Source organism: Bacillus sp. C30, from assembly GCF_040838255.1.
Taxonomy (GTDB): domain Bacteria; phylum Bacillota; class Bacilli; order Bacillales; family Bacillaceae_G; genus Bacillus_A; species Bacillus_A mycoides.
Genome location: NZ_JBFPJH010000017.1, coordinates 1 through 15,627, shown reverse-complemented (window position 1 = coordinate 15,627; position 15,627 = coordinate 1). Strand labels below are relative to the sequence as shown.

The following is a 15,627-nucleotide window of genomic DNA, read 5'->3' as shown; positions in this document are numbered from 1 at the left end:
GGGACGAAAGTGTTCTCATTTGACGTTTTTGATATAGCATGATATAGTGAGAACACTATTGAGCTACATAATGTGGTACGGAAATAAAGCACGTTGTATTAAAGGCTGTAAGCTTGTTATACATTCATGTCCTTTATATCCACCTTTTCATGTGGATTCATAGTTTCATTTTTATTTAGGAGGTACATGACATGCAAACAGGTAAAGTTAAATGGTTTAACGGCGAAAAAGGTTTTGGCTTCATCGAAGTTGAAGGCGGAGAAGACGTATTCGTACATTTCTCAGCTATTCAAGGCGACGGCTTCAAAACTTTAGAAGAAGGTCAAGAAGTTTCTTTCGAAATCGTTGATGGAAACCGCGGACCACAAGCAGCTAACGTTACAAAAAACTAATTAGCTAGCGAAAAAAAGCATTCCGAATTTCGGAATGCTTTTTTTATGCTTTAGAACCAGACTCATCTGAAGATAATTCACCTTTAAAGGTGCGTTCTTCAAAGTCATCAAGCAATTGTTCATATTCTTCATATTCTTCATGTTCTTCTGTTGCGAAAACTTGTGGGTTTTTTCCATACATATCTGTTCCAATAAAGTTTTCGAAATCCTCTACATACCCAACATTTTCTTCACTATTTACGTACATGCCATTATAGTTTTTTGAATCCTGTCTTTCTAAATCGGATGGTGTTTCTGATGTTCCGTAATTTGCGACGTCTTGCCAAGCATCTTCAGCATCGTACTCTACAGAATGATCTTCGTCGTGCTTGTGAAACGAAGAATCTAGCACCTCTTCTTCAACTGGGCGCGCCTTCATATCTAATTTATTTGTAGTGTGCTGAATACACGTTGTAGCAGTTGGCATTGCTTCTAATCTTTCAAATGGAATTTCCTCACCAGACACTTCGCAAATTCCGTACGTACCAGCTTCAATTTTTTGCAGAGCATGTTTCGTATCTTCTAACTGTTTATGCCAAAATTCGATGAGTCCGAAATCTTTCTCACGTTCGTACAATTCTGTAGCCATATCACCTGGATGGTTGTCATAGCTAGACAATTCTCCTACTGAATCACGTTCAGATGCACGGTTTTCATCTTCATGAGTTTGTATCGTTTGTTCAACTTCTTGCTGTTGTTTTTCTAGAATAGATTTAAATTGATTTATTTGTTGTGGAGTTAACATAGTCGTCCACCTTCCTACAATTCAGTTTCTTTACATAGTATGAGCGTTGAGAGTAGGAATTATGAGATGAATTTCAGCCGGGAAGTCGGTATATGAAAAAAGGAGCCGCATAAGCAGCTCCTTTCTATAGGAAGTATCCAAGCAATAATCCGATTCCCATTAGGAGACCGAAAATTGTATTTGTTTTTGCTGTTGAAATCATCGCAGGTACCATTTCCATTGGAATGCTTTTGCCGATAAATCCTTTCGTCGCTTTAAATGCTTTCGGTACACTTAAGAATACGATAAGCATCCATGGTGATACGATGTTAACGATGATTAAAGCGATTGTCCAAATGTAGGCAACGATAAACATAGAAGCAAGTACACCAACGGCTCTTTCGCGTCCGACGAGAATTGCTAACGTTTTACGACCATTTTCTTTATCACCATCTAAATCACGAATATTGTTAGATAGTAAAATTGCACCAATTAAAATGGAGCTTGGAATAGATAATAAAATCACTTCTGATGTTACTGTCCCTGTTTGGATAAAGAATGAAATACCAATAATAATGACACCCATAAATAATCCTGCTGTTAGCTCTCCAAATGGTGTGTACGCAATTGGAATGGGGCCACCAGTGTAAAGGTAAGCTACGGCCATACAAACAAGACCGATTGCAGCAAGCCACCAGCTAGAGTTCATACAAATATAAACACCTAATAGCGTTGCGATGCCTAAAAATCCGAATGCTAAGTTAAGCACGGTTTTTGGTTTAATGCCATCGCGGACGATAGCACCTCCGATTCCAACTGAACCTTCATGATCGAGTCCTCTTTTATAATCAAAGTATTCATTAAACATGTTCGTTGCTGCTTGAATGAGAAGGCAAGCAAGAAGCATCATAAAGAAAAGAGGAAGATGTATTTGATTTATACCTCCGACCTGCATTGCAAAAGCTGTTCCGATGAAAACAGGAACGAAAGCTGCTGTTAATGTATGGGGACGTAATAAACTCCACCAAATTCGCCAGCCTGTTTGTTTACTTGGCTTTGGCGCCGTAGGAGAGGAATTCGTTTCGACGTTCATTTCCATGTTGAATCCTCCTTGGTCACATATTGTACACAATTAAGTGTAGAAAAAGCATCATTTAGTGTCAACGTTTATTTTCTAGGAAGAGAAGGTGAATTTCTCAGAAATGCTAAACGTTGACAGGCCTTTCCTTTGAGGTGTATCTTAAAATCAAGCGTAATTATGACTATTTTTCGCCCATAGGGGGGAGACAATTGTGATTCAAACGAAACGAAAAGGCTTACAAGAAGTTCTTGTTACAGCTATTAAGCGTACGACTGATGAAAAAACATTAGTTAGTTTTGTAAAACAAATAGATTGGGTGGATCCACTTCTGTTTTATGCAGCAGGAAAAAGGATCGCATTCGAAAATAGATGTTATTTTGCAGACCCAGCTCAGCATGTAATATTTGCTGGAATTGGCTCTGTTTTCACTATAGCAAATTCTTCTCACAAACGCTTTCAAACTGCTCGTGACGAGTGGGATAAAGTAAAAGAGAAAGCATTCGTACAAAGAGAAGGATACGAATTTGGAACAGGTCCTCTTTTATTTGGTGGATTTTCATTTGACCAAGAAAAAGAAAAAACGAATCTTTGGAAAGAATTTGATGATACCACATTTTCACTACCAGCATTTTTATTAACTGTAAAAAATGAAAAGGCGTGGTTAACGATTAATCAGTTCGTTTCAGCTGAAGATTGTGCAGAAACTCTTTATAACGAAATTATTTCTGTAGAAGAGAGAATTTTACAAGAGAGTAAATGTGCACTAGTAGGATCAAAATTAACAGTTACTTCTAAAGTAGAAGTTGATCCGATTGGCTGGATGAACGCGATTGGAAAAGTGCAAGATGAAATGAAGCAAGGGAACGTGCAGAAGGTTGTATTAGCAAGGGAGCTAAAATTAACGATGGATCAGCATATTGATTCCGTTCTTGTTTTAGAAGCGCTTCGCATTGGGCAACCGGATTGTTACGTATTTTCTTTTGATTATAAAGGAGCATGCTTCTTAGGGGCGACACCTGAGCGATTGATTCGAAAAGAAGGCGAGAAGTTCACATCGATGTGCCTTGCTGGTTCAATTGGTCATGGCAATTCTATAGAAGAAAGTAAACAAAATGGTGAGACGCTTCTTCATGATGAAAAGAATTTGGCTGAACACGGTTATGTAGTTAACATGATTCGAGGTGTGCTAAGTGAGCATTGCGAATCTGTTAATATTCCGGAGAGCCCAGGCTTATTAACGACGAAAAATTTAATCCATTTATATACGCCAGTAGAAGCAAAAGGTGATGCAAGTCTTTTAACGATGGTAGAAGAATTACATCCAACACCAGCTCTTGGTGGTACACCTCGTCATGAGGCGTTGAAATTAATCCGTGATGTAGAGCTTTTAGATAGAGGATTATATGGTGCACCAATTGGCTTTATAGATGATGAAGGAAATGGTGAATTTGCGGTTGCACTTCGCTGCGGATTATTAAATGGCGAGAAGGCATCCTTGTTTGCCGGCTGTGGTATCGTAATTGATTCAGTAGCGCAGCTTGAATATGAAGAAACAAGTTTGAAGTTTAGACCGATGCTTGGTGCTTTGGAGGAATTAATGAAATGAACAATCATATAGAAGCATTATCATATTATTTAGGCGCGTTCGTGGACGAACTGACGCGTCTAAATGTATGTGATGTTGTCATTAGTCCTGGCTCACGGTCAACGCCGATTGCCTTACTAATGGAACAACATGAAGGAATGAAAACATATTTACATGTAGACGAAAGATCAGCAGGATTTTTTGCGCTCGGTATTGCGAAAGCAAAAAAACGTCCTGTTGCGCTATTATGTACGTCAGGGACGGCAGCAGCGAACTATTATCCAGCTGTATGTGAAGCGTTTCATTCACGAGTGCCGCTTATCGTATTAACAGCGGATAGGCCGCATGAATTAAGAGATGTGGGTGCACCACAGGCGATGAATCAATTTAATTTATACGGTACTTTTGTGAAGCAATTTACAGAGATGGCACTTCCTGAAGCGAGTGAAGCAATGTATCATTACGCTCGAATGACAACGCAGCGTACGATAGCAAGCGCACTTCTAGCGCCGCAAGGACCTGTTCATCTTAATTTTCCAGTTCGCGAGCCGCTTATACCGGATTTCTCATTAGAAAGTTTATGGGATAAAGGGCGTGGTGAATATACAGGAGTAGTTCAGCAAGGGAACGTGACGATGCCGAGTGAATATGTAGATTCTCTTGTAGGGCGCCTTTCACATATGGAAAAGGGGCTTATTATTTGTGGAGACGGCAGTCATCCAGAAATAACAGAAGTTGTTATGAAAGTAGCTGAGAAAACAGGGTATCCAATTTTAGCAGATCCACTTTCTAACCTCCGTAGTGGTAATCATGATAAAACGATGGTTATAGATTGTTACGATACATTTTTACGAAATGAATTGTTAAAAGAAACGTGGAAGCCGAATGTTTTAATTCGTTTCGGAGGAATGCCTGTCTCTAAAGCATTAACGCAGTTCATCAAAAAACAAACGAAAGCTGTTCATATCGTTGTCGATGAATCTGGACAATGGAGAGATCCAGCTCTAGTTGCGACAGAAGTTGTACAAGCTAGTGACAGTGAATTTTGCAGAGCATTACTAGAGAAAATGCCAGTTATGAAAAAGAATGATTGGTTCGGAATGTGGAAACATATAAACGAGAAAACGAGAGAAACACTTCGTGAGATGGAAACATATGAAACGGCATTTGAAGGAAAAGTAATTACGGATATTGTAAGTGTATTACCAGAAGGGGCAACGTTATTTGCGAGTAATAGTATGCCAATTCGCGATACCGATTCATTTTTCTTCACATCGGATAAAAACATTCAAGTAATGGCGAACCGCGGTGTAAATGGTATTGATGGAATCATTTCAACAGCTTTAGGAGCGAGTATTATTTGTGATCCGCTCGTATTAGTAATCGGTGATTTATCATTTTATCACGATTTAAACGGACTATTAGCCGCGAAACTACATGAGTTAAATATAACGATTGTTGTTGTAAATAATGATGGTGGAGGTATTTTCTCATTCTTACCACAATACGAGAAAAAGGAACATTTCGAATCATTATTTGGAACACCAATTGGGCTTGATTATGAACATGTTGTCAAAATGTATGGTGGTTCATTTAGCCGTGTAAATGGTTGGGAAAACTTCCGAGAAGAAGTACAAACTGGAACGAAAACGAATGGATTACACGTTGTGGAAATTTGTACGAATCGCGAAGAAAACTTGAAATTACATCGTGAACTATGGGCAAAAACAATGGACGTTATTACTACATCTTTGCAAGGTGAATCAAAATGAAAGTAACATTGCAAGGTGTATCGTATGAATATGAAGTAGCCGGAAGCGGGGAACCACTTCTACTTCTTCATGGTTTTACGGGAAGCATGGAAACGTGGGGTTCCTTTATTCCTTCTTGGAGCGAGCAGTTTCAAGTCATTCTAGTAGACATTGTTGGACACGGGAAAACGGAAAGTCCTGAAGATGTGACGCATTATGATATTCAAAATGTGGCACTGCAGATGAAAGAACTACTGGATTATCTTCATATTGAAAATGCGCACATACTTGGCTATTCAATGGGTGGTAGACTTGCGATTACGATGGCATGCTTATATCCAGAATATGTGCGTTCGCTTCTTTTAGAAAACTGTACAGCTGGACTTGAGAGTGCAAAGGAGCGAAAAGAACGCAAGGAAAAAGATGAACGACTTGCCGATAAAATTGAGCAAGAAGGCATCCGAAGTTTTGTATCGATGTGGGAAAATATTCCGCTATTTGAAACGCAAAAACGTTTAGTGCAAAACGTAAAAGAAGCGGTGCGAAAAGAACGACTTGCTAATAATCCAAAAGGACTTGCAAATAGTCTTCGCGGCATGGGAACAGGGGCTCAACCTTCATGGTGGAACGAATTGCAAAACCTAAAAATGCCTGTCCTTTTACTGAATGGAGAAAGCGATGAAAAGTTCTTTCGCCTATTAAAAAACATCGAAAAATGCATCCCTCATGCGAAATTTGTCAAAATTGATGGGGCTGGCCATGCAATTCATGTGGAACAACCGGAAAAGTTTGATACAATAGTAAAGGGATTTCTAAAAACTATGCAGTGATACTTTTTTCAGCAAGAAGGAAGTTGCACTTATAGCGGAGATCAGAAATATAAAAGGAGGTAATAGTAATGACTATTGAATGGGTAAAAGAAGGCAATTACGAAGATATTATTTATTCAACATACAATGGCATCGCAAAGATTTCGATTAACCGCCCTGAAGTACATAATGCATTCCGTCCTAAAACGGTAATGGAGTTAATCGATGCTTTTGCACACGCTCGTGATGATGCAAATGTTGGCGTTATCATTTTAACAGGTGAAGGTGGACGTGCATTCTGTTCTGGCGGCGACCAAAAAGTTCGCGGTCATGGTGGCTATGTAGGTGACGACCAAATCCCACGTTTAAACGTATTAGACTTACAACGTCTAATTCGCGCAATCCCTAAACCAGTTATCGCAATGGTAGCAGGTTATGCAATCGGTGGTGGACACGTACTTCATATCGTATGTGACTTAACAATCGCTGCAGACAACGCTGTATTCGGACAAACAGGTCCTAAAGTAGGAAGCTTTGACGGTGGATACGGAGCTGGTTATTTAGCTCGTATGGTAGGCCATAAGAAAGCTCGTGAAATTTGGTACCTATGCCGTCAATATAGTGCACAAGAAGCACTTGATATGGGCTTAGTAAACACAGTAGTACCATTAGAAGAACTTGAAGCAGAAACAGTACAATGGTCACAAGAAATTTTAGCAAACAGCCCAATGGCACTTCGTTTCCTAAAAGCTGCATTCAACGCAGACACAGACGGTTTAGCTGGTATTCAACAACTAGCTGGAGACGCAACGTTATTGTACTACACAACTGACGAAGCAAAAGAAGGCCGCGACGCGTTCAAAGAAAAACGCACTCCGGACTTCGGTCAATTCCCTCGTTTCCCGTGATCAAACCAAAAGCGGAAGCGGCTCGCTTAGAATGTGAGGGGGATGGAGCTTCTGACAAAGAGGCGCTTTTTGCCTCGTAGGAAGAAGTGAAGCCACCGAACATTCTAGCCGCTGTAGCTGGATGAAACCAAAAGCGGAAGCGGCTCGCTTAGAACAAGAGGGCGTTGGAACTCCTGACGTAGAGGCGCTTTTTGCCTCGTAGGAAGGCGTGAAACGACCGACTGTTCTAGCCGCTGTAGCTGGATGTTTTAAAAGCGGAGCCGACTGTTTAGCCCCGTAGGCTAAGGTTCTTTCGCACAGAAAGTGTTTTTTACTTTCTCGTGCGGAAGGTTCTTAGACGGAAGGGGCTAGGAGGCGCAGCTGGATGAGATCAAAAGCGGAAGCGGCTCGCACACAATGTGAGACGCTCCCAAAAGATCACACCGGAAACAAAACAACTAAGAGACTTGATGTCATATCAGGTCTCTTTCTTTCATGAAAGGAGAATGAGTGATGGAGACGATGCCGAATTGGTTAATGCAACGTGCATTTTTAACACCTGATCGCACTGCAATTGAAATTGAAGAGGAGAAGGTTACTTTCGTGCAGCTGCATGAAAAAGTAGTATCTGTTTGTGAACACCTTTCACATGTAGGAGTGAAGCGGGCGCAAAAGGTGGCTGTTCTGATGAAAAATGGTATGGAGATGATTACAGTTATTCACGCCCTATCTTACATAGGTGCAGTAGCTGTGCTTTTAAATACGCGTCTTTCAAGAGAAGAGCTACTTTGGCAAATGGATGATGCGGAAGTTGTTTGTTTAGTGACGGATCAAGAGTTTGAGACGGAAAATGTTCCAGTATGTTCATTTGCTGAAGTGATGCAAGGACCGAAGGCGGAAGCATTTATACAAGAAGAATTCTCTTTAGAAGAAGCGATGACAATTATTTATACGTCAGGGACGACAGGGAAACCGAAAGGCGTTGTTTTAACGTACGGTAACCACTGGGCAAGTGCAGTCGGTTCTTCGCTTAATTTAGGGCTTCGTGATGATGATTGTTGGTTAGCTTGTATGCCAATGTTCCACGTTGGTGGGTTATCTCTTTTAATGAAAAATATTATGTACGGTATGCGCATTTTACTCGTTCCAAAATATGATGCTAATTTTATTCATAAAGCACTTCAAACGAGAGGCGTTACGATTATTTCTGTCGTTTCTAAAATGCTAACAGATTTATTAGAACGACTTGGCGAAGGTACATATCCATCTTCTTTACGATGCATGTTACTTGGGGGAGGACCAGCACCGAAGCCGTTATTAGAAACATGTGTGGAAAAAGGAATTCCTGTGTATCAAACGTACGGTATGACAGAAACATCATCGCAAATTTGTACGTTAACAGCAGATTACATGTTAACGAAAGTAGGATCAGCCGGAAAACCACTATTTCAGTGTCAGCTTCGTATTGAAAAAGACGGCGTAGTTGTGCCGCCCCGTGCTGAAGGAGAAATTGTAGTAAAAGGACCGAACGTAACAGGTGGCTACTTTAACCGTGAAGATGCGACGCATGAGGCTATCAGAAATGGATGGCTTCATACTGGTGACCTCGGTTATTTAGATGAAGAAGGATTTTTATACGTATTAGATCGCCGCAGTGATTTAATTATTTCTGGCGGAGAAAATATATATCCAGCTCAAATTGAAGAAGTATTGCTCTCTCATCCGGCGGTAGCAGAAGCGGGTGTTATCGGTATGGCTGACGAAAGTTGGGGACAAGTACCAGCTGCTTTTGTTGTAAAAAGTGGAGACGTAACAGAAGAAGAAATTCTTCGTTTTTGCGAAGAGAAATTAGCGAAATATAAAGTGCCGAAGAAAGCATATTTCTTAGAGGAATTACCACGAAATGCTTCGAAGAAATTGTTAAGACGAGAGTTAAGACAATTAGTGGAGGAGATGTAGGTGGAAATAAAAAAAGCGACACTTTATATAACGGAAATGCCGCTCATTATCCCGTTTGCGGCAAGTTACGGGACTTATGAAAAGCGTGAAAGTATCGTCATTGAATTAGAAGATACAGATGGATACATTGGTTTTGGTGAAGTCGTTGCATTTTCTGAACCGTGGTATACGGAAGAAACGGTGAAGACAGCGCTGCATGTACTTCAGGATTTTTTATTACTAGATTTATTGAAAGCTGAAATCTCTCATCCGAATGAAGTACCGTCTTTGTTCAAACATATAAAGAGAAACCGAATGGCAAAGGCCGGAATTGAAGGTGCTGTTTGGGATTTATATGCGAAGCGTCAAAAGCAGTCGTTAGCGATATTGCTTGGCGGAAATAGGTCTGAAATTGAAGTCGGCGTTGTGATTGGGATCAATACAATTCCCATTATGTTAAAACAAATCGAGAAGTACGCGGAAGAAGGATACGAGCGCTTTAAAGTGAAAATAAAGCCAGAACATGATTACGAATTACTGAAAGAAATTCGCAAAGAGTTTCCGAACATCCCGTTAATGGCTGATGCAAATTCAGCTTATACATTAGCGGATACGGAGAAGTTGAAACGACTAGATGAATTCCAACTTATGATGATTGAACAACCGTTAGCGGATTACGATTTTCTGGATCATGCACAGTTGCAAAAAAAAATTGAAACACCGATTTGTTTAGATGAAAGCATCCATAGTTTAGAAGACGCACGTGTTGCGATTACACTTGGCAGTTGCCGCGTCGTTAATATTAAACCAGGGCGAGTGGGCGGATTAACAGAGTCCGTTCAAATCCATAATTATTGTATGGAGCATAACATACCAGTTTGGTGCGGTGGCATGGTAGAAATGGGGATTTCACGAGCTCAAAATGTTGCACTCGCTTCATTGCCAAACTTTACGATTCCTGGAGATATATCTGCTTCTAGTAGACATTGGGAGAGGGATATCATTTCACCGGAAGTGATGCTTGAAGGCGGAAAAGTAAGGGTACCGCAAAGTATTGAACGTGAGTATGAAGTAGATCGAGGCAGGTTGGAAGAAATAACAAAGCAGCGGATTATTTTTGAGCGATGAATGGGAGCTTTTATTAGTACTGACTACCTGCAAATAGCGGGATGATTTTGTCGTTAATTGTCGGTAAGTCGATATATTTAAAAAATCGCTGATATAATTTAAATTACAGTTGATATATTTTGAAAATTGCCGATATAATTTCATTTATCAAGGTTACTCTTATGAGTAGCCTTTTCTTATTGTACAAATTGGATAGACTAGTTTAAAATCGAGCGTATGAAAACAGAATAAAGTAGGGGGACTAAAATGAAGCGCATTTCAATTTTAATAGCTGATGATGAAGCGGAAATTGCTGATTTAATTGAGATACATTTAGAAAAAGAGGGTTACCACGTCGTTAAAGCAGCTGATGGAGAAGAAGCCATGCATATTATTCAAACGCAGCCAATTGACTTAGTGGTTTTAGATATTATGATGCCGAAAATGGATGGATATGAAGTGACGAGGCAGATTCGCGGCAAGCACCACATGCCAATCATTTTCTTAAGTGCGAAAACATCTGATTTTGATAAAGTGACAGGTCTTGTATTAGGCGCAGATGATTATATGACGAAACCTTTTACACCGATTGAATTAGTTGCACGTGTAAATGCACAACTGCGTAGATTTCTTACGTTAAATCAGCCGAAAGTAGCGGAGAATAAATCTGCTTTAGAAATAGGCGGAGTCGCTATTGATCCTGAGCGAAGAACAGTAAATGTGTACGGAGAGCCAATTGAATTAACACCAAAAGAATTTGATATTTTATATGTATTAGCAAGTCATCCGAAGAAAGTGTACAGTGTGGAAAATATTTTTCAGCAAGTATGGGCTGAAGGGTATTACGAAAGTGGAAATACAGTTATGGTACATATCCGTACTTTGCGAAAAAAGCTTGGGGAAGATAAAAGAAAGGATAAGTTAATAAAAACAGTGTGGGGGGTAGGTTATACTTTCAATGGCTAAAACGATGAGAAGCTTTCGCTCGAAGATGATTATGCTATTTGCGTTAAGTATGATATTAGCTGGTGGCGTAACGTATTTAATTTATGAGGGGCTACGTCTCTATTATAAATTAGCAGTTCGTTATGAGGATCCTTTAGCCCAATTTCGTTCAATGGTAAGACAAATTGGGGACATTAATTTCTTTTTAATTGTATTTATTCCTCTGTCCATTATGTTTTTCTTCTTCCTTACTAGACCGTATTTAAAATATTTTGATGAGATTTCGAACGGGATTCATCATCTTGCGAACGGAGATTTTTCAAATCAAGTTCGTGTTTCATCAAATGATGAGTTTGGATATATCGCACGCGAAATTAATGTAGCGAGTGAAAAATTAAAAGAAGCGGTTGAACGAGGAGACTTTGCGGAAAGTAGTAAAGATCAGCTCATTGTCAACTTAGCTCATGATTTAAGAACGCCGCTAACATCTGTTTTAGGGTATTTAGATTTAATTCTTAAAGATGAGAATTTGACGAAGGAACAAATTAAACATTTTTCCACAATTGCTTTTACGAAATCCGAAAGGCTTGAAATCTTAATTGATGAATTATTTGAAATAACGAGAATGAATTATGGCATGTTGCAAATTGAAAAAAGACCAATTGATATAAGTGAATTACTTATACAGTTAGATGAAGAATTATATCCGTTATTAGAAAAAAAAGGTTTAGAAGCGAGATTGAATATGGATTCGCATTTACCTATTAACGGTGACGGGAAATTGTTAGCTCGAGTATTTGAAAATCTTTTAACGAATGCGATTCGCTATGGATACGATGGAAAGTTTGTTGATGTGAACGGATATATTGATCATGAAGAGGTAGTTGTACAAATTATTAATTACGGCGATAGCATTCCAGAAGAAGATTTACCATATTTATTTGATATGTTTTATACAGGTGATAAGGCGAGGTCAGAGCAACAGGGCGGAACAGGCCTTGGGCTATTTATCGCAAAAAATATTATCGAACAGCATGATGGGACAATCTCTGCTGAAAGTAACGTAATTAGAACGATATTTGAAGTGAGATTACCAAAAGAAGAGAGCAAAGCAATTTAATAAAAATTTAAACTTTACCCCACTTTTTATTTTAATAGTTTTTTCTATTCTATACGTAAGTTACGTTAAGGAGGAACTAGAAATGAAAAAGTGGGTATTTATTTCTCTTTTTATAGTATGTACAGCATGTGTAGGCTTTTATATATCACCAGTATTTCAAAAGGAGATCGATGTTAAAATTGCAGAAAAAGATTACAAAGTAAAAGCCGCGAACACTGAAAAGATAGAGGTTACAGAGGAACAAATTTATAAAGGTGATCTATTATTAGTTAATAAAGATTATCCGGTTAAAAAAGATAGTGTTAGGTCCGATATTGTAAATGTAAATCACAATAGTGAATTAGTAAGAGGCTATGTAATATTTGATAGAAATCTTCGCTTATCAAAGGGTGTTGTAAAAAAGTTTTTGAACGTTGTCGATGCAGCTGGGAAAGATGGAGTACAGCATTTCTTAATGAGTAGCGGTTACCGAGATTTTCAAGAACAAAGTAAATTATATAAAGAAATGGGATCTGATTATGCACTTCCAGCAGGATATAGTGAACATAATTTAGGGTTATCACTCGACGTTGGGTCTACTCAAAAGAAAATGGAGAAAGCTCCTGAAGGAAAATGGATTGAAGAGAACGTATGGAAGCACGGATTTGTTTTACGTTATCCGAAAAATAAAAGTGATATTACGGGCATTCAATATGAGCCGTGGCACATACGTTATGTCGGCTTACCACATAGCGCAATTATGCAAAAAAAGAAGATTACGTTAGAGGAATATTTGGACTTCTTAAAAGAGGAAAAAGAAGTTTCAACGGAGGTTGAAGGTAAGAAATATACGGTTTCTTATTATAAAGTTTCAGATCGTATGAACGTGAATGTTCCGGTGAATAAGCAGTATGAAATTTCGGGGAACAATATGGACGGGGTTATTGTGACGGTTCAAGAATAGAGAAAAAGGCTGGTCCGTTTTGGGTCAGTCTTTTGGCATATAAGAAATAGATTGCCGTTTTTTGTCGGTAAATCGATATTCCTTGTCGAATCATTGATATAATTTCCTGTACTATCAACATTTTGTGGATTGTTTTTTTATTTACCATTAAACATTATAACGTTATATTTACTTTTCTTTTTTTTCATGATACTCTAAATATGTGAAAGAGATATAAAATGAAACTTTAATGTAAGCGTATTCTTGTGGCTTCTTATAGAAAAGGGTGGAAATACAATGACAGAACGATTCGTGCTACGTAATGTGAAACGTGTGAACGGGGAAGAGATTGACATTGTAATTGAAAATAATAAAATCGCACAGGTGACGAAAGCTGGTGCTGGCGAGGGTGGAAAGGTTCTTGATTACTCAGGTACTTACGTATCGAGTGGATGGATTGATTTGCACGTTCATGCTTTTCCAGAGTTTGATCCGTATGGCGATGAGGTAGATGAAATTGGCGTTAAGCAAGGGGTAACGACAATTGTTGATGCGGGAAGCTGCGGAGCTGATCGTATCGCAGATTTAGTACAAAGTAGAGAACAGGCAAAAACGAATTTATTTGCCTTTTTAAATATTTCTCGCATCGGTTTGAAACGAATTGATGAATTATCCAATATGGAATGGATAGATAAAGAGAAAGTAATAGATGCAGTAGAAAAGTATAAAGATGTAATCGTTGGATTAAAAGCGAGAATGAGTAAAAGTGTCGTTTGTGATAGCGGAATTGAACCGCTGCACGTAGCGCGTTCTTTATCCCGTGAAACATCATTACCGATTATGGTACATATCGGTTCAGCTCCTCCGCGTATAGAGGAAGTTGTACCTCTTTTAGAAAAAGATGATGTCATTACACATTACTTAAACGGGAAAGAAAATAATTTATTTGATGAAGAAGGAAAACCGATATCTGTGTTGTTAGATGCAGTGAAACGCGGTGTTCATTTAGATGTTGGTCACGGTAATGCTAGTTTTTCTTTTAAAGTAGCAGAGGCGGCGAAGCGTTACGATATTGCTTTTAATACGATTAGTACAGATATTTACCGGAAGAATCGTATACACGGTCCAGTGTATAGTATGGCTCACGTTCTTTCGAAATTCCTTTACTTAGGTTATCCGCTAGAAGAAGTAATTGATGCGGTGACGAAAAATGCAGCAGAGTGGCTTAAGAAACCAGAGCTTGGTCGTATTCAAGAAGGCGATATTGCAAACTTAACTTTGTTTACGGTGAAAGATGAACCGATTACGTTAGTCTGAGCAAAGGTTGTTAAATAGCATCTTTATGCAACCATGGTCACATTTTAGTAACAATTATAACAAGTCATTCTCCATAAATGCAACCACTTCTGCTTGTTTAGATGGGTATAGGTGGCTATAAGTATTCAAGGTCGTTGCGACATCTGAATGACCTAGACGTTGGGCTACCATAAGGGGGCTTACGCCTTTGTTTATTAAATAAGATGCATGAGAATGTCTGAATTCATGAAGTAGAATTCTTTTGACACCAGAAGCAGCAACATATGCATCATATTTTACATGGAGTGTAGCAATGGCAATGCTAGCATAAAATTCTCCAAATACAACATAATCATCTTTTAGAGGCACTTTATTAGAAGTGTGGTTATGTAAGTCCTTTAATAAACCAATGATATGTGTAGGTAACATTATGATTCTGTTAGATGCTTTAGTTTTAGGTTTTGTAATTTGTCTATTATAGCTTGTTTTATTGATATCAATGGTTTGTTCTTTGAAATTGATATCTGACCAAGTTAAAGCTAATAATTCGCCCTTTCGTGCCCCACTATAATACAATACTGAAAAGAAAGCTTTGTATAGAGGATCATTTACGCTTCGGAGGAATTGTTTAAATTCTTCAAATTCCCAAAAGTTCATGCGTTTATTCGCTTCCTTTTCAAAGTTTCCAGCTATTTTGGCTGGATTAATCGTTGAACCGTGAAATTTTATTGCGAAATTAAATATTGATGATAGTACGGTATGGATTTTTTTTAAATAATCTGCTGCATATTTATGGATAATTTTATTTTGATAATCCATAACGTGTTTAGCAGTAATGTGGTCTATTTTCATTCCACCAAATTCGTCAAGTAAATGATTATAGATAATATTCTTAATTACGCTTATAGAAGACTGCTTCCTCCTCTGGCAATACCAATCAAAATAACTATCCGCAACTTGAGCAAAAGTTAAACTGGAGTTAGTTTCTGTTTCAACTAACATTTTAGCCTCGGCTTCACGTGCTTCCTTTT

General features: G+C 38.6%; 14 protein-coding genes. 11 read left to right on the top strand and 3 right to left on the bottom strand.

Features of this window, described 5'->3' with window-relative positions; translation table 11 throughout:
* The first annotated feature begins 191 nt into the window (after positions 1–191).
* A complete protein-coding gene (gene cspD, locus AB3X49_RS03890; RefSeq protein WP_001193051.1) occupies positions 192–392 on the top strand; it encodes a cold-shock protein CspD in 201 nt (66 codons plus the stop codon).
* A gap of 43 nt (positions 393–435) precedes the next feature.
* On the opposite strand, the gene AB3X49_RS03885 is transcribed toward cspD, so the two are convergent.
* Both AB3X49_RS03885 and AB3X49_RS03880 read right to left on the bottom strand, forming a co-directional pair.
* The gene (locus tag AB3X49_RS03885; RefSeq protein WP_367960596.1) at positions 436–1,176 is read right to left on the bottom strand and encodes a yteA family sporulation protein; all 741 of its coding nucleotides are present in this window, start codon (positions 1,174–1,176) and stop codon (positions 436–438) included.
* A gap of 124 nt (positions 1,177–1,300) precedes the next feature.
* Positions 1,301–2,254 (bottom strand): 1,4-dihydroxy-2-naphthoate polyprenyltransferase, encoded by a 954-nt coding sequence (locus AB3X49_RS03880; RefSeq protein ID WP_367960594.1) that lies wholly within the window; start codon positions 2,252–2,254, stop codon positions 1,301–1,303.
* A 193-nt stretch (positions 2,255–2,447) separates the two neighbouring features.
* On the opposite strand from AB3X49_RS03880, the gene AB3X49_RS03875 reads away from it, so the two are divergent.
* The 10 genes from AB3X49_RS03875 (at position 2,448) to AB3X49_RS03830 (ending at position 14,617) form a co-directional block, all read left to right on the top strand.
* Positions 2,448–3,842, top strand: a complete 1,395-nt coding sequence (locus AB3X49_RS03875) for an isochorismate synthase (protein WP_002034516.1) — start codon at positions 2,448–2,450, stop codon at positions 3,840–3,842.
* Complete coding sequence (gene menD, locus AB3X49_RS03870; protein WP_002164870.1) at positions 3,839–5,593, top strand: 2-succinyl-5-enolpyruvyl-6-hydroxy-3-cyclohexene-1-carboxylic-acid synthase; 1,755 nt, start codon at positions 3,839–3,841, stop codon at positions 5,591–5,593. Before AB3X49_RS03875 ends, menD begins: the two co-directional genes overlap by 4 nt.
* On the top strand, positions 5,590–6,402 hold the full coding sequence (menH, locus tag AB3X49_RS03865) for a 2-succinyl-6-hydroxy-2,4-cyclohexadiene-1-carboxylate synthase (RefSeq protein WP_367960592.1): 813 nt from the start codon (positions 5,590–5,592) through the stop codon (positions 6,400–6,402). The genes menD and menH overlap by 4 nt, the downstream gene beginning before the upstream one ends.
* Before the next feature lie 68 nt (positions 6,403–6,470).
* Entirely contained in the window at positions 6,471–7,289 is an 819-nt protein-coding gene (gene menB, locus AB3X49_RS03860; protein WP_367960590.1) for a 1,4-dihydroxy-2-naphthoyl-CoA synthase, read from the top strand.
* Positions 7,290–7,781: 492 nt separating this feature from the next.
* A complete protein-coding gene (locus AB3X49_RS03855) occupies positions 7,782–9,227 on the top strand; it encodes an o-succinylbenzoate--CoA ligase (protein WP_367960588.1) in 1,446 nt (481 codons plus the stop codon).
* On the top strand, positions 9,228–10,334 hold the full coding sequence (gene menC, locus AB3X49_RS03850; RefSeq protein WP_367960586.1) for an o-succinylbenzoate synthase: 1,107 nt from the start codon (positions 9,228–9,230) through the stop codon (positions 10,332–10,334).
* 246 nt (positions 10,335–10,580) lie between these two features.
* Positions 10,581–11,279 carry a response regulator transcription factor gene (locus AB3X49_RS03845; RefSeq protein WP_002015820.1) on the top strand — a complete coding sequence of 233 codons (699 nt, stop codon included), beginning with the start codon at positions 10,581–10,583 and terminating at the stop codon, positions 11,277–11,279.
* The gene (locus tag AB3X49_RS03840) at positions 11,272–12,378 is read left to right on the top strand and encodes a HAMP domain-containing sensor histidine kinase (protein ID WP_002164874.1); all 1,107 of its coding nucleotides are present in this window, start codon (positions 11,272–11,274) and stop codon (positions 12,376–12,378) included. The genes AB3X49_RS03845 and AB3X49_RS03840 overlap by 8 nt, the downstream gene beginning before the upstream one ends.
* 82 nt (positions 12,379–12,460) lie before the next feature.
* Positions 12,461–13,321: a M15 family metallopeptidase gene (locus AB3X49_RS03835; RefSeq protein WP_367960584.1), complete on the top strand. Its 861-nt coding sequence runs from the start codon at positions 12,461–12,463 to the stop codon at positions 13,319–13,321.
* Positions 13,322–13,597: 276 nt separating this feature from the next.
* Positions 13,598–14,617, top strand: a complete 1,020-nt coding sequence (locus tag AB3X49_RS03830; RefSeq protein WP_367960582.1) for an amidohydrolase/deacetylase family metallohydrolase — start codon at positions 13,598–13,600, stop codon at positions 14,615–14,617.
* A 54-nt stretch (positions 14,618–14,671) separates the two neighbouring features.
* On the opposite strand, the gene AB3X49_RS03825 is transcribed toward AB3X49_RS03830, so the two are convergent.
* On the bottom strand, positions 14,672–15,627 hold a 956-nt coding region (locus AB3X49_RS03825), incomplete at its 5' end, for a tyrosine-type recombinase/integrase (protein ID WP_367960580.1).

What these genes read in the sequence shown, in the direction of transcription:
- AB3X49_RS03840 (WP_002164874.1), top strand. Translation starts at nt 11,272, where the DNA reads ATGGCTAAAACGATGAGAAGCTTTCGCTCGAAGATGATTATGCTATTT.
- AB3X49_RS03855 (WP_367960588.1), top strand. Translation starts at nt 7,782, where the DNA reads ATGGAGACGATGCCGAATTGGTTAATGCAACGTGCATTTTTAACACCT.
- AB3X49_RS03830 (WP_367960582.1), top strand. Translation starts at nt 13,598, where the DNA reads ATGACAGAACGATTCGTGCTACGTAATGTGAAACGTGTGAACGGGGAA.
- cspD (WP_001193051.1), top strand. Translation starts at nt 192, where the DNA reads ATGCAAACAGGTAAAGTTAAATGGTTTAACGGCGAAAAAGGTTTTGGC.
- AB3X49_RS03885 (WP_367960596.1), bottom strand. Translation starts at nt 1,176, where the DNA reads ATGTTAACTCCACAACAAATAAATCAATTTAAATCTATTCTAGAAAAA.
- AB3X49_RS03835 (WP_367960584.1), top strand. Translation starts at nt 12,461, where the DNA reads ATGAAAAAGTGGGTATTTATTTCTCTTTTTATAGTATGTACAGCATGT.
- menB (WP_367960590.1), top strand. Translation starts at nt 6,471, where the DNA reads ATGACTATTGAATGGGTAAAAGAAGGCAATTACGAAGATATTATTTAT.
- menH (WP_367960592.1), top strand. Translation starts at nt 5,590, where the DNA reads ATGAAAGTAACATTGCAAGGTGTATCGTATGAATATGAAGTAGCCGGA.
- AB3X49_RS03845 (WP_002015820.1), top strand. Translation starts at nt 10,581, where the DNA reads ATGAAGCGCATTTCAATTTTAATAGCTGATGATGAAGCGGAAATTGCT.
- AB3X49_RS03880 (WP_367960594.1), bottom strand. Translation starts at nt 2,254, where the DNA reads ATGGAAATGAACGTCGAAACGAATTCCTCTCCTACGGCGCCAAAGCCA.
- menD (WP_002164870.1), top strand. Translation starts at nt 3,839, where the DNA reads ATGAACAATCATATAGAAGCATTATCATATTATTTAGGCGCGTTCGTG.